The sequence below is a fragment of the Chlorogloeopsis sp. ULAP01 genome (genome assembly GCF_030381805.1).
Lineage (GTDB): Bacteria > Cyanobacteriota > Cyanobacteriia > Cyanobacteriales > Nostocaceae > Chlorogloeopsis.
On the sequence record NZ_JAUDRH010000013.1, the window covers coordinates 36,627 to 51,081 of the forward strand.

The 14,455-nt window shown below is 41.2% G+C and carries 12 protein-coding genes and 1 pseudogene; 9 read left to right on the plus strand and 4 right to left on the minus strand.

The genetic code is table 11. The annotated features are described in order from the left end of the window. The 3 genes from hpnK to aepX all read left to right on the plus strand — a co-directional run bounded on the left by hpnK (position 1) and on the right by aepX (position 3,351). Entirely contained in the window at positions 1-849 is an 849-nt protein-coding gene (gene hpnK, locus QUB80_RS23730) for a hopanoid biosynthesis-associated protein HpnK (RefSeq protein WP_289791944.1), read from the plus strand. Positions 850-951: 102 nt separating this feature from the next. Beyond that, entirely contained in the window at positions 952-1,695 is a 744-nt protein-coding gene (locus QUB80_RS23735; protein ID WP_289791945.1) for a phosphocholine cytidylyltransferase family protein, read from the plus strand. Further along, entirely contained in the window at positions 1,696-3,351 is a 1,656-nt protein-coding gene (gene aepX, locus QUB80_RS23740; RefSeq protein WP_289791946.1) for a phosphoenolpyruvate mutase, read from the plus strand. Between the two features lie 77 nt (positions 3,352-3,428). Here the strand turns inward: aepX and QUB80_RS23745 are convergent, their stop codons facing one another. Beyond that, positions 3,429-3,551, minus strand: a complete 123-nt coding sequence (locus tag QUB80_RS23745; protein ID WP_289791947.1) for a hypothetical protein — start codon at positions 3,549-3,551, stop codon at positions 3,429-3,431. 690 nt (positions 3,552-4,241) lie between these two features. Here QUB80_RS23745 and aepY point away from each other — a divergent pair. The 3 genes from aepY to ggt all read left to right on the plus strand — a co-directional run bounded on the left by aepY (position 4,242) and on the right by ggt (position 8,466). Continuing rightward, positions 4,242-5,447: a phosphonopyruvate decarboxylase gene (aepY, locus tag QUB80_RS23750; RefSeq protein WP_289791948.1), complete on the plus strand. Its 1,206-nt coding sequence runs from the start codon at positions 4,242-4,244 to the stop codon at positions 5,445-5,447. A 67-nt stretch (positions 5,448-5,514) separates the two neighbouring features. Then, complete coding sequence (locus QUB80_RS23755; protein WP_289791949.1) at positions 5,515-6,591, plus strand: 2-aminoethylphosphonate aminotransferase; 1,077 nt, start codon at positions 5,515-5,517, stop codon at positions 6,589-6,591. An 18-nt stretch (positions 6,592-6,609) separates the two neighbouring features. Further along, positions 6,610-8,466: a gamma-glutamyltransferase gene (ggt, locus tag QUB80_RS23760; protein WP_289791950.1), complete on the plus strand. Its 1,857-nt coding sequence runs from the start codon at positions 6,610-6,612 to the stop codon at positions 8,464-8,466. Between the two features lie 245 nt (positions 8,467-8,711). On the opposite strand, the gene QUB80_RS23765 is transcribed toward ggt, so the two are convergent. Further along, positions 8,712-8,963, minus strand: a complete 252-nt coding sequence (locus QUB80_RS23765) for a hypothetical protein (RefSeq protein ID WP_289791951.1) — start codon at positions 8,961-8,963, stop codon at positions 8,712-8,714. Positions 8,964-9,507: 544 nt separating this feature from the next. After that, positions 9,508-10,101: a DUF1802 family protein gene (locus QUB80_RS23770; protein ID WP_289791952.1), complete on the minus strand. Its 594-nt coding sequence runs from the start codon at positions 10,099-10,101 to the stop codon at positions 9,508-9,510. Positions 10,102-10,612: 511 nt separating this feature from the next. Between QUB80_RS23770 and QUB80_RS35300 the strand changes: the two are divergent. Together QUB80_RS35300 and QUB80_RS23780 are read left to right on the plus strand one after the other, a co-directional pair. Continuing rightward, positions 10,613-10,696 (plus strand): annotated as a pseudogene (locus tag QUB80_RS35300) (aldo/keto reductase); the annotation flags it as partial. A 911-nt stretch (positions 10,697-11,607) separates the two neighbouring features. Then, positions 11,608-12,318: a hypothetical protein gene (locus QUB80_RS23780; protein WP_289791954.1), complete on the plus strand. Its 711-nt coding sequence runs from the start codon at positions 11,608-11,610 to the stop codon at positions 12,316-12,318. Between the two features lie 65 nt (positions 12,319-12,383). On the opposite strand, the gene QUB80_RS23785 is transcribed toward QUB80_RS23780, so the two are convergent. Further along, the gene (locus QUB80_RS23785; RefSeq protein ID WP_289791955.1) at positions 12,384-13,319 is read right to left on the minus strand and encodes an alpha/beta fold hydrolase; all 936 of its coding nucleotides are present in this window, start codon (positions 13,317-13,319) and stop codon (positions 12,384-12,386) included. Positions 13,320-13,470: 151 nt separating this feature from the next. Here QUB80_RS23785 and QUB80_RS23790 point away from each other — a divergent pair, with 151 nt between their 5' ends. Beyond that, on the plus strand, positions 13,471-14,343 hold the full coding sequence (locus QUB80_RS23790) for a shikimate dehydrogenase (protein WP_289791956.1): 873 nt from the start codon (positions 13,471-13,473) through the stop codon (positions 14,341-14,343). The last annotated feature ends 112 nt before the right edge of the window (positions 14,344-14,455 follow it).

The following is a 14,455-nucleotide window of genomic DNA, read 5'->3' on the forward strand; positions in this document are numbered from 1 at the left end:
ATGCAAGCAAAGAAATTCGCCATTATCAATGGTGATGACTTTGGTTTCTCCAGTAGTGTCAATCAAGCAATTATCAAAGCCCATGCAGAAGGTGTGTTGACTAGTACTAGCCTGATGGTGACTGCCGATGCTGCTCATGAGGCAGTTGCCTTAGCACGCACTCACCCTAACTTGGCAGTGGGACTGCATTTAGTGCTAGTGTGTGGAAAATCTGCCCTCCCACCTCAGCAAATTCCTCACTTGGTTGATAAAGAAGGTAACTTTTTCAATGATTCTCTACTAGCTGGGTTGCGCTATCAATTTGTCAGGAAAGCCCGTGAAGAACTACGGCAGGAAATCCGCGCTCAACTAGAAAAATTTCGCTCTACTGGTTTGCCACTCTCCCATGTCGATGGGCATTTGCATATGCATATGCATCCCGTTGTACTGGGTATATTAACTGACTTAGCAGCAGAGTTTAACATCAAAGCAATTCGTCTGCCATTTGAGGAACTAGGACTAAATTTAAAGCACAGCCGTAGTAAGATGCTGACTAAACTAGTTTGGTCGGTAGTTTTTGGTCGATTGCGTCATTACGGTGAACATTTGCTAGAATCTCAAGGCATTAGCTTTACACAAAAAGTTTATGGGTTGCTGCAAACTGGCAACATCACAGAGAAATACTTGCTGGAATTAATACCCCAGATTCGTGCAGAGTTGGTAGAAATTTATTGCCATCCTGAGTTATCAGGAGCGGGGGAAGTAGAACTTGCGGCATTATTAAGCAGTGGAGTGCGTGAAGTACTTGCTAGTCATGGCTTTGAACTCACTAACTATTATTTCCTGCCCGATCGCACTCTTTTAGATTAAGAAGTAATTAATAAATTGTTAATAAACCTTGTATGCAGCTAGAGACTGTCATTGTAAAATTCTAAAATTCTTGATTTTCTAGCTCATTTGGTAACTTTCACAATGAAGGCATTAATATTAGCCGCCGGTGTTGGGCGACGCTTGGGAATGAACGGGCAAATCCAACCCAAATGTTTGCTGAATTTTAACGGCAAATCACTACTAGAGCGCCATTTGAACTATCTGCGCGATTTGCAGGTAGATGAAGTAGCGATCGCTGTGGGTTACCAAGCAGAAAAAATCCAGGATCAAATTCAAGCATGGGGAGCACAAAAATGGGTTAGTACTGTTTATAATCCTGATTACACTCAAGGAAGTATCATCAGCCTTTGGGCGTTACGAGAACACCTTAAATCCGGTGAGCATCTTTTATTGATGGATGCAGATGTTTTGTATGATCGCCGAATCTTAGAAAGATTGGTGAAAACAAACATTTCCAACTCTTTCTTGCTGGATCAAGATTTTGAACAAGGAGAAGAACCAGTTAAGCTTTGTGTTCGAGATGGTTATTTGGTAGAGTTTCGCAAACAAATTGCCCCAGATTTAGCATATGATTTCGCAGGTGAATCAGTAGGGTTCTTTCGGTTTGAGGATGAAGTTGCCCTGCGTCTTGCCGAGCGTGCGGAACAATATGTTGCGAACCAGCGACATGAAGAACCTTATGAAGAAGTAATTCGGGATCTACTTTTAGAAACTCCGGAAGTATTTGGGTACGAAGATATCACTGGCTTATCTTGGATCGAAATTGATTTTCCAGAGGATATTAAACGTGCCGAGAACGAGATTTTACCTCAGTTAGGAGCATAGATGAAACAATTATCTGCACCTGTTGTCGCAAGTTCACAACCAAGCAAGTGCAATAAATTACGAGCATTACTAGAATCGCCTCAACTCGAATTCATCATGGAAGCCCACAATGGCATTAGCGCCCGGATTGTGGAAGAGGCTGGATTTAAGGGAATTTGGGCAAGTGGGTTAGCTTTGTCTGCTCAATTTGGCGTCAGAGACAATAATGAAGCTAGTTGGACACAAATTGTCGATATGCTAGAGTTTATGTCCGACATCACCCAAATTCCGATTTTGTTAGATGGAGATACGGGTTATGGTAACTTCAATAATATGCGACGTCTTGTCCGCAAGCTAGAACAAAGAGGTATAGCAGGAGTCTGTATCGAAGATAAGCTTTTCCCAAAAACCAACAGTTTTATCAATGGCAGCCGTCAACCTTTAGCTAATATCGATGAATTTTGCGGCAAAATCAAAGCAGGTAAGGATAGTCAAATAGACGCAGATTTCTGCATCATTGCTCGTGTCGAAGCTCTAATTGCAGGCTGGGATTTACCTGAAGCACTGCGTAGGGCGGAAGCTTATCACGCAGCAGGAGCAGACGCGATTCTCATTCACAGTAAATTATCTCGTCCCGATCAAGTGCTAGCCTTTGCTAAAGAATGGGCAGGGCGCTCTCCTTTAGTGATTGTCCCTACAAAATATTACAGCACTCCAACCGATGTCTTTCGCCAAGCGGGATTTAGCTTGGTAATTTGGGCAAACCACATGATTCGTGCTGCCGTTGCCAGCATGGAAGCGATCGCCAAAGAAGTTCAAGTTAGCGAAACCTTAGTCAACATTGAAGATCATATTGCTCCACTCAAGGAAATTTTTCGATTGCAGGGAGCAGACGAACTACAAGCAGCGGAAAAACGCTACTTCTCTGACGGACGTCAGCACACTCATGCTTTTGTTCTCGCTGCTACCAGGGGAGAGGAATTCCACGGTTTAACACTAGATAAGCCCAAAGTCATGTTACCTATTGGTGGTAAACCTTTACTCAGAAATTTAGTAGATAAATTTAAGAAACTTGCTATTAACAATGTTACCGTTATTGCAGGATATAAACCGGAAACTATTGATGTGCCTGGGACTAAAGTTATACAGAATCCAGAGTATGAAACAACAGGAGAATTAGCTTCTTTAGCTTGCGCCCAAGGCAAATTCAGCGATGATATGCTCGTAGTCTACGGTGATTTGCTTTTTAGAAGCTACATCCTCCGAGATTTATTAGACTGTCCAGGAGAAATCGTTACTATCGTCGATTCGGTTAAGCACAGTAAATCAGTGAGTGGTTCTCCTGACTATGCCTATTGTTCAGCCCCAGATGAACTGTCTTTGTTTGGACAAAATGTCGATCTCCTGCAAATCTCCAAAGCCATGCAGACACAAGATCAGCAGTTTAATGGACGCTGGGTTGGGATGTTGCGCTTCCGCAGTCAGGGCAGACAATGGTTAGAAGAAGCACTAAATGAGTTACAAAAACAAGCAGATTTTAACAATATGAGTTTAGCAGATTTGTGTAATTATTTAATTGCCCAAGGCAAACCAATTAAAGTTATTTATATTCGCGGTCACTGGCTAGATATTAACTCCTTAGATGACCTCGACCTTGCTTTCCAATTACAAAAATGATGCCGCCATGTAATTCATGCTATATCCTCATTACGGGATAATAGGGATGCTCTGGATTGGGTACAAGTCGCTGATTCCTACAATTTGGGATTGAGCATTCCTCGACTCACAAGCGCTTCGTCTATGGCATTTGTCAGTTTAACTTTGACGCGAACCTCAACCATAGAATCATTAGTAGCATTCAACTTGTAGGCTCGCATAATTTTGTTCCTTTTTGTTTCTAGAATAAATCACTGCTGCTGTCAACAGTGCGATCGCACCAGCTACTACCTGCAAGCTCCATAGTAATGGTCAGGCTATACTGAGCACAGTTCCCAACCCAAAAAAATCATGCTTCAAGAGATCGAAGCCATATTTGACGGCACAGCCCTTCAACTGGAAACACCCTCAAACTTAGCTGTAGGTACGAGGGTGTGAATTGTCGTTGAAAGTATCTTACCAAACGAACAAAAACCCAAATCATTTCTTCAAACTGCTAAATTTTTGCAGTTACAGGGAGAGCCAGAGTGTCAGAGAAAGTTGATCGGTATTTGTATAGAGAAGTTTCATCTGACAATGACTAAAGTTTTTTTAGATACTTCTTTTGCGATCGCTCTGTCTTCGATTACCGATCAAAATCATCTATGGGCTGTTGAACTACCCGATTAGCTTGAAGCAAACAGAACTCGTTTAGTAACTACTCAGGCAATTTTGCTAGAAATTGGTTGATATCCATTTTCATCAGGCAGGGTTTCGAGCATTGTTGAGAAATTAAGCGATCGCACTCATAAAAGTTGATTGTCTTTGGTAGTCACCTGGATCTGTTGCTCGTTAAAGTCAAAAACAGAGATAAGATTTTTTGAGAAATACCAGCCTTCAAGGTTGGATTTGATCGGGAGTTGTTATAGATAATGATTCAGGCAGAGCAATTTGTAGAAGCTGCCCGTAGGCTTGGCTTTGAATTTTACGCAGGCGTACCCTGTTCCTTTCTCACCCCTTTTATCAACTACGTTATTAACGACACTCAACTTACTTATATCTCTTCAGCTAACGAAGGAGATGCATTAGCAACTGCGGCAGGAGCAACAATTGGTGGTAAAAAAGCCGTAGTGATGATGCAAAACTCTGGTTTGGGCAATGCTGTTAACCCGTTGACTTCTCTTGCTTATACATTCCGAATTCCATTACTGTTAATTTGTACGCTGCGGGGAGATCCTCAACTCAAAGATGAACCCCAACACGAACTCATGGGACAAATTACAGATAAATTGCTGGAAACAATAGCAGTTCCTTGGGAATTCTTTCCTACAGAAGCCGCAGAAATAGAACCTGTCTTACAACGCGCTAACGCATACATGAGCCAAGAATGTCGTCCTTACGCCTTGATTATGCGTAAGGCAACTGTGGCTCCCCACGCTCTGAAACGTGCTTCTATTCCCACTCGTTCTCCCATCAATGAAGGAAAGAATCTCGGTTCGACGCAGAAAAGTTTTCTTACAGCCAACCAAGAGCAACGCATCTCCCGCTATCAAGCACTAGAGAAGATTGTTAAACTCACTCGACAACAAAATACAGTATTAATTGCAACCACTGGATATACGGGACGAGAACTTTTTGCTTGTTGCGATCGCAGCAATCATCTTTACATGGTAGGTTCGATGGGTTGCGCTTCCTCGTTGGGTTTAGGGCTTTCGTTAGTGCATCCGGAACTAAAGGTAGTGGTGATTGACGGAGATGGTGCTGCTTTGATGCGAATGGGTAATTTTGCTACCATTGGTACCTATGGCGGTTCTAATTTACTCCACATACTCTTAGATAATGAAGCCCATGATTCTACAGGTGCTCAAGCAACAGTTTCTGCTAGTATTGATTTTGCCAAAATTGCTCAAGCCTGCGGTTATAGTACAACCTTAGCAGGAGACGACCCCTTACTACTAGATACCTTGTTTGCAGCAGATAATAACTCTAGTTCCAAATTCGCTCATTTGAAAATCCGGGCGGGAACGTTGGCAAATCTGCCACGCCCTAACCTATCTCCGGAAGCTGTGTTGCAACGTTTTATGTCTCATATTGGTTTTCAGGAGAAGGCAGAAGGAAAAGAAGATAGGAAGTTTTAGTGAAATTTGAAATTTCGAGTCCAAAACCCTACTCCAATCCCCAATACCCAATCCCCAATCTCTAGTCATGATTTTACTTAATCCCGGCCCCGTCAATCTTAGCGATCGCACGAGAAATGCTTTGTTACGTCCTGATTTATGTCACCGTGAAGTTGAATTTACAGAGCTACAAACTACAATTCGAGAAAAATTACTCAAAGTGTACGAGCTAGAAAGCGATCGCTTTGCAGCAGTTCTGCTCACTGGTTCTGGTACGGCAGCAATGGAAGCAATGATTGCAAGTTTAGTACCAAGGAACGGGAAGCTACTGGTGATTGAAAACGGTGTATATGGCGAAAGATTATCGAAAATTGCCAAGATTCACGGCATTGATTACCTAACACTCAACCACTCTTGGGGTACTGAAATTAATCTCCAAGATTTGGTCAAACTATTAGATGACAATAACGACATTACTCACCTTGCTGTCGTCCACCACGAAACTACCACAGGGCGTTTGAATAATTTAGCTGAACTTGCTCCTATTTGCCAGGAACGTAATATCCAACTTTTAGTAGATACAGTGAGCAGTTTTGGCGGCGAAGAACTAAATTTTGCAAGTTGGGGAATCACGGCTTGTGCTGCCACCGCTAACAAATGTCTGCACAGTATTCCTGGAACATCGTTTGTGATCGTGCAGCGAGAGGCACTACTTTCAGCAGACACTGCACCACGTACTTTATATTTAGATTTGGCAACCTATTGCCGCGAACAAGATCAAGGTGGCACTCCCTTTACTCAATCGGTTCAAGCATTTTATGCTTTAGCAGAAGCTTTAAGTGAACTCGAAGAAATAGGTGGTTGGCGTGCTAGACATAATTATTATCACGAACTCGCTAGCTTGGTAAGAAATGGATTAGTAGCAATGGGAATTAAACCCTTACTTCCTCCCGAAGGTTCGTCTGTCGTCCTCAATGCCTATTACTTACCAGAAGGTTTAAGCTATGAGAAATTTCACGACGAACTGAAAGCACAAGGCTTTGTGATTTATGCAGGGCAGGGAGAATTAGCCAAATCTATTTTCCGAGTCTCCACAATGGGAGCGATCGCCCATACAGATATGGAACGCTTTCTTGCCGTGATAAAACATGTGATACTTACATAAAACTTGTATTTGATACAAATGCGTATTTTTTACCGTTACACGCGGTTGTTAGTCTTTGTATCTTACCTTTGCTTTTGGGTATTGCTGTTTGGCAGTCAAAAACTTGTATCTGCCACTGTTGTTTTGCCTTTGCGCACAAAAAAGGCGATGGTAGTTTCGGCACATCCTCTAGCTAGTGATGTCGGATTGCAAATATTACGCAAGGGTGGGAATGCAGTTGATGCCGCAGTGGCTACAACTTTTGCGATTTCCGTTGTAGAACCTTTCTCAGCAGGAATAGGTGGTGGCGGCTTTTTACTTTTGCGTGATGCTAAAACGGGCGAAATCAAAGCCTTAGATTTCCGCGAACGCGCTCCCATCAAAGCAACCAGAAATATGTATTTGGATGCTCAAGGCAAGGTGCGTCTGAATGCAACTATCAACGGTTATTTAGCAGTAGCAACACCAGGAACAGTAGCAGGATTATATGAAGTTCACCGCCGCTATGGTAGATTACCTTGGGCAGAGTTAGTAAAACCAGCGATCGCTCTAGCAAAGAATGGTTTTATTCTCAGTTCTGACGTAACTTGGCGTTCTATCCCAGGATATGAAAATCGCAAGCAAGCAATTCTCACCAACCGCGCAGCACGAGCTATCTTTACTCGTGATGGCGAATTTTATCAGCCAGGTGAAAAACTAGTACAGCGAGACTTGGCACGAACTTTCACAGAAATATCCCGCCATCCCCGCAGTTTCTACACCGGAAATATTGCTCGCGCCATTGCTAGTGATATGGCAAAAAACGGTGGTTTAATTACTCTGCAAGACTTAAAGTTATACAAACCAATCTGGCGTATCCCCATATGTGGAAATTTTCGTCAAGCTAAAGTTTGCTCAATGCCACCTCCTTCATCGGGAGGCGTTCATTTATTGCAGATGTTAAATATTATTGGTGACAGCGATTTAAAGTCTTGGGGTTGGCATCACCCCGACGCCATCCACCTGATGGTAGAAGCGATGAAAGTAGCCTATGCCGATCGCTCACAACTTTTGGGCGATCCAGATTTCGTCAAAGTTCCCGTACAACAATTAACTAGCCCAGCTTATGCCAAACTCCGGCGTGCAGAAATAGATATGAATAGGGCTAAACCTGCCAGTGAAGTCAAGCCAGCCACTATGAAGAAGACGGAGAGAAGAACAGATAAGGGAGATAGGGAAAATGGGGAAGAATTTACTCTTATTACTTCCTCACCTCCCTCACCTGCCTCAACTCCTTATCCTCGTGTCCTTATGTCCCCGCCTCCCCGTGAGTCTACACAAACCAGTCATCTTAATATTATCGATGAGCAACGCAATGCCGTCAGCTTGACCTTTACTGTTAACTTGGGATTTGGATCTGGCGTCGTCACACCAGGAACAGGAATTTTACTTAACAACGAGATGGATGATTTTGTTGCTGCACCAGGTGTTCCGAATGCTTTTGGTTTAGTGGGTAATGAAGCAAATGCGATCGCGCCGCGTAAAACACCTTTATCTAGCATGACTCCAACAATAGTTACAGAAAATAATCAGCTTCGCATGATCTTAGGTGCGCCTGGTGGTTCAACTATTATTACCCAGGTACTGCAAGTCATCCTCCACATACTTGCATACAACATGGACGCTGGCACGGCTATTTCTGTTCCCCGCATCCATCATCAGTGGCTCCCCGATGAGTTACGAGTAGAACCATTTACTTTGGATGCTCTGACTTTAGCAGAATTACAACGTCGGGGACACAAAATTCAACAACAGACAAGCCCTTGGGGTAATATTAACGCCATTGTAGTTACACCCCAACAAACTCTAGAAGGAGCAGCCGATCCTCGTGGTGAAGGTTCTCCTAGAGGCTATTAGAAGCCATTTGTCTGCCATAACAAAATATATCTAAAAAATAAGTCCGCCCCTACTAATTGATGTACGAGCGGTTTTAAAAGTAATATCTGTAAAGTCAAAAGGTAGAATATCTTGTATGGCAAAGAACAAGGAACAAGTACGAAATTTACGAAATTATTTTAATATCCTACCTGGCAGCTACTGTAAAACTCACATCTACTAACTCATAACTACTAACTTATAGCTACTAAACACTCAAAAATAGATCATAATTCCACTGGAGCAACTGATGTTGAGAACTCGTTTGCTAATGCAGTAGGCACTAAAGTCCAACCTGCTTTCAACAACTTTTGGTAAGTTGCCCAACCTCTAGAACCGCCAGGAATTTTATAATCTGGTACTGAATATTGGGGAAAAGCAGTGTAAGGACGCCAGGGTTGATGAGGCGCAGTCTGCAAATGCAAAATTTTATCTCCTTCTTCACCAGATGCAGACAACCAGCACATTCTTCGATGCATGGCAAACTCCTTTACTTTTATCTTTAAATGCATAATGACAGACTTTTGTCAAGTCTAACATCACCCAGTGGAATAATTTGTTGCTTAATTCTATGGCTGCGTAAAATCAAATACTTCTTTCTTGAGTATGAGTAAACGTTAGTGAGCCTCCATAAAGAGCAGTAGCTATAAATAGTAATTACTGTCATTTCATGTTATGTCTTGTTAAGAAATATGTATGTATCGATAAATACGATTTTTTGCTAATAATTTTCGTTTGAACATAATTCAGAATCCAAAGCTCATAATCCCCATAGAGAGAGACTTTCTTGATATTTTCATGGAGATTATGACTTCTGAGTACTTCCATGAAAATAGAGGCTAGATATTATGGGCTAGAGAAAAGAGATTTTTATTCCCTCGTTGTGTGGTTTTGTAAGGTGGGCGTTACCCACCCCAATGTGAAAGTGCCGTGAATGAAAGTTTAGCTTGAAAAAGAATGTAGAGAAAAGAAACCTTTTTCATGCTTAGTTGTGAATCTTAATTTGTAACGACTACCTAATTTTTAAATGCATGGGGCATGAAACTTGTCGCCGACAATTTCACGAATTTCTGCAACTAACCGAGAGTAAGTAAAGTCAGAGAAAACTGGTTCTGAGCCTTGTAAATCAATTTGTTCTGCTAAATCAATCCATGACTTACAGCCACCGTATTCGCTACGATAAGAAATTTCTTGAACTTGAGGTAATTTATAAGTACGCAGCAGTAGAACATACAATGGCTGACGTGGTTTCCATTTTAGGCGATCGCTAATAAAGTATTCGTTCCAAATGTGGAAAGGGAGTAAAGCATTAACAATATTTTCGTCAGCAACGGGGAGAATATCGCTAATTTTTGCCCAACTGCTAATACGAACTGTTTCTGGATGCCAACCTGGTGTGACTGGATATACAAGCTCGGCGTACTCAGGTTTGAGCAAAAAAGGCTGTTGATGCTCATAAGTTGGATAGAGCAAAACTTGATTATGGGCAACTTGGAAACGTCCATTTTGTTCGTGGATGCCACCTTTACGAAGTAGCATAATTGTTTGGCCATTTTCTAATGCAGTGACGGCAACAGCCCATTCCTTGAGGGCGTAAAAATTTGTAGTCAATTTCATAAGTATTTACTCTAACTCTAATTTTATTTGAGATCAATGGCTATAAGTCATACAACTATCTACAGTAATGATTTCAGGATTTGTCATGAATTATATCGCTAAGGATATTTGGATTTAAAAAATACACACCCGCACTTATACTGAAGAAAGCAACCTGTTATAACTTTGTTAGTTCAAATTCTGTACCCTGAGACATAGGGAAGTGAAAAAGTCTTTAATGCTTGTAAACATAGTGCTTTAAGGTTAGTATAACGAGCTTTTCCACTGGATTTAATTGAATTGGAGTTCAGTCTTGGTGTTCCCAAATAAATAGCTTTAGAGATACAGATGAGCCAAAAATCTGCCTACATCAGAACACAGAGCCTTACTTTGCTTTTAAGGCAAGATAGTGGACTTATAAACATATCGACAAATAACAACTAATTCTGTATACACAATCACATAAAAGTTTAACTTTACACTCACCTTGAGACAGACGAGTAAAGCAGTTAACAAAGATAAGGCGCTGGTATTACTTATAGATACAGCTGAAGTCTATGCTGAAGGGCATTCTGAGCAAATTGTGGCTGAAGCTTTATCTGATGTGCGATCGCAGGCGCACATTATCCTGAACAAGCGAAAGAAAATGCACAAGCTGCCGATATTAAGCTTTCAGAAACTGAACTGTAAGAAATTAATGCCATTGGACGTATGGTTACCGACTATTTAGACGACGGCTCGGTAATGTGGAATTAGGTAAAGAGATAGTGGGGCGGGTTTTGTTGATTATCTTTGGGCAGATCTCTTTTAACCCGCCCGTACAAACTAAATAATTCATACCAATAACCTAGAGTTGGCAGCCCACAAACCCTCGTTACTAGGTTCAACCTGGTAACGAGAATTAAGAGAACTAGAGCAAAAGTTTCTATCTACTAACTACTAACAACACAAAAACACGTTAACAGATACGACTAATTTATTGAGAAGTTTAAAGACTCGTAAAATTCGGTTAAAAGAGGCTTACAGCTTATTTTCTAGATGGTAACTTTATAAGCAGGACACCAAACAAAGCACAACCAAACTGATGAGGGCAGATGACATGGTGTCTCCCGTCATAGCCCAAGCAAACTAATAGCATAATCATCACTAAAGTGGCAGATATCCCCATGCATAAGGGGAAGCCAAATCCCAAAGCGGAAAAACGAGAAAATGCTTAGTTTGCTGTTACTAATGTCCACCCTAGTTGTTTACTTTTTACTAAGTACGTAATTACATCAACTTGATCACTAACGAGTTTGCAGAACCTGGTCACCTCTGACCAGGTATTTGCATTTAGGCATTACATTTGTTTAATATGATTGTTCTACTTATAGCAACAGCCAAAGTGGTTAGGAAATTAACAGAGGATAAAACTTAGACATCAAAAGACTTTTTGTCACCTATCACCTGCCAGAACTTAGTAAAGCACTAGACAATTAACCAGCAGTAAATACAATAGGACAAAACATATCCTGCTGGAAAAACTGAATGATAAATTATATTTTTTGCTTGAAAATAGCCTCATTTGCTATTGTATCTATACTTTCTTTATCTTGTCAGAAAAGTATTATTAGACAATTAAAACAGACACAGGCAGCTGCCCAGCAAAAGCCACAACCAAATCTTACCTATGGCGATTTAGTTATTAAAGAACAGTTAGACCATATACTGATTCCTGTTAGTTTAGCTGATAGAGACGTAGATAAAGAAAGTTATTATGATTCGTCACGTTCTAATTCAGGAATAAATCAATATATTAATATAATATTTTATTCTAAAAAAGACTCTAAAACTCACCTGTTATTAAATAAAAAAGCAATTGTCACTGCATTTGAATTATTGCCACACAAACAAGAGAAAAACCCCTTTAGATTTTGGTTCTATCAAATCATTGATAGTGATATCAACGGAGATAAAAAACTAGACTATCAAGATGCTAGAATTGCATATCTATCTGACTTATCAGGTAAAAATGTTCAACAAATTACCCCAAATAATACTCAAGTCATGAATTGGACTGTTGTGCCAAGCGTTGACGCCATTTTTATCAAAATTCTCAAGGATTCTGATAACGACAAAAAATTTACTGATAAAGATGAGACAAATTTTATCAAGGTTAATCTTGATAAACCCGGCATTGGTACAGAGATAATTAGCGATGAAATTCAGCAACAAATCAAATCATTGTTTTTGCAATAAAGTTTTTGTTGTTAATAGCTAATAGCTAATAGTTAATTGTAAGATTAGCCATTAGCTATTAGCCATTAGCTAGGAATAGACAAAACCCACTCCCGTAACAAAGGGTTTACCTGTTCTGGTACTTCGTCGTGAGGACAATGCCCTGCTCGTAAAAAATGTTCCCTGAGTTCAGGATAGTATTGCCGGAACTTCTGAGAACGTTCTCTAGCATTCATCCAAGGATCCGCTTCTCCCCACAACAACAATAGCGGACAAGTTAATTGCTTCAATAAAAAATCAACTTTTTCCCCTTGAGGAGTCTTAAAGACTGAAGAAAAGACATCAAAAGCACCTGGATCGCAAGCGGGGCGATAAATTTCTTCTATTAATTGGTCTGTAATTGCGCTTTTATCGAGGTAGACTTTGTTTAGAGTTTGGCGAATAACCTTCTTTTGTCGCACATATTGAAATAAAATGAACTGAGACAAAGGCTGTTGAAAAATCCACTTCACAATGTCACCCAGTAGTTTCTGCAATGGATCTGGTTGTTGGGGCGGTTCAATCTGAGCTTGTAACGCTTCTGGTTCAGCTGAAGGCTGGTTTTCGCTAAATGGCCCTGCACTATTAAGTAAAACTAAACCTGCTACTGCATCAGGACGTTGAGCTGCAACACACAGACTAGCATAGCCACCAAGGGAATTTCCTGCTAGCACTGTTTTTCGACCAATGATTTCCGTAATAAAGTCATAGAGTTGATCACGCCACAAGTTGCCACTGTACTCTAATTTAGGTTTAGCAGAACGTCCAAATCCCAAAAGGTCTATAGCCCAAACTTCAAATTCGTTACAAAGTCCAATTATATTCTTGCGCCAGTGGTCACAAGAAGCACCGAACCCATGCACTAACAGTAAGGGTGGACGTTGGGGCTGGGGTTCTCCTGCTTTAACGTAATAGATATTATGTCCTCGCCACTGCCAATATTGACCAGGAATTGGGGTTGAAGAGGCTGTCGTTGCCTGCATGATTTCAAAGAAATGTTAAGTAACTTTTAATTATTGTAATCTGACATTCTCAGCTGGTAGGCTGATAACCTATAGCCTACAAATATTGCCAAAAACCAATTTCTCATCTCTTGGTTTCCTTGGTATTTAGGGAATTGAAATTCTTAAGGAAATGCAACAATTGATTACAGGAAAAACAAAATTATTAGGAGTGATTGGGCATCCAGTCGAGCATTCGCTATCGCCAGCGATGCATAATGCAGCAATACAAGAGTTGCAATTAGATTACGTCTATCTTCCCTTTCCAATCAAACCAGAGGAGCTACAAGCAGCAATTCAAGGCTTTGCTGCCATTGGTGTTGTGGGCTTTAGTGTGACAATTCCTCATAAACAGGCGATATTGGCTTTTTTATCAGCGATAGAACCAATTGCCAAAGCTGTGGGAGCGGTAAATACAGTTGTTCGCAAAGAGCATAAATGGGTGGGTACAAATACTGATGTAGAAGGATTTCTCGCTCCCTTGCAAACATATCATCAAGACTGGAGTCAAAAAGTAGCAGTCATTTTAGGTAATGGTGGCGCGGCAAGGGCTGTGGTGGCAGGTTGTACTCAGTTGGGTTGTAGGGAAATTCATGTTGTTGGGCGCAACGTGCAGCGTTTGAAAGAATTCCGTAATAGTTGGGGAAATTCGCTCTTGGCAATGAATCTCGAAGTTCATCGCTGGGATGAATTGCCAAACATAATTCCGCAAGCAAATTTACTAGTAAATACAACCCCTATTGGTATGTATCCCAAGGTAGAAGAGTCACCTTTAAGTGTGGAGGAAATGGCAGACTTGCCATCAAAAGCGATCGCCTACGATTTGATTTATACCCCTAACCCAACTAAATTTCTCCAACAAGCACAACAAGTGGGTGCGATCGCGATTGATGGGCTGGAAATGCTCGTTCAGCAAGGTGCAGCAGCGTTAAAAATTTGGTTGCAAAGGGAAACTGTACCTGTCGATGTGATGCGTCAGGCTTTGCGAAAGCAGCTGGGTTTATAAGTAAAAGGCAGCTATGCTGGAGGCAGAGGGCAGTCCCAATGAAACAAGTTTCACAAGCCTTGCATGAAAAACCTCGCCCCGTCCTGTCGGACACCCCTCTCCTTGCTAAGGA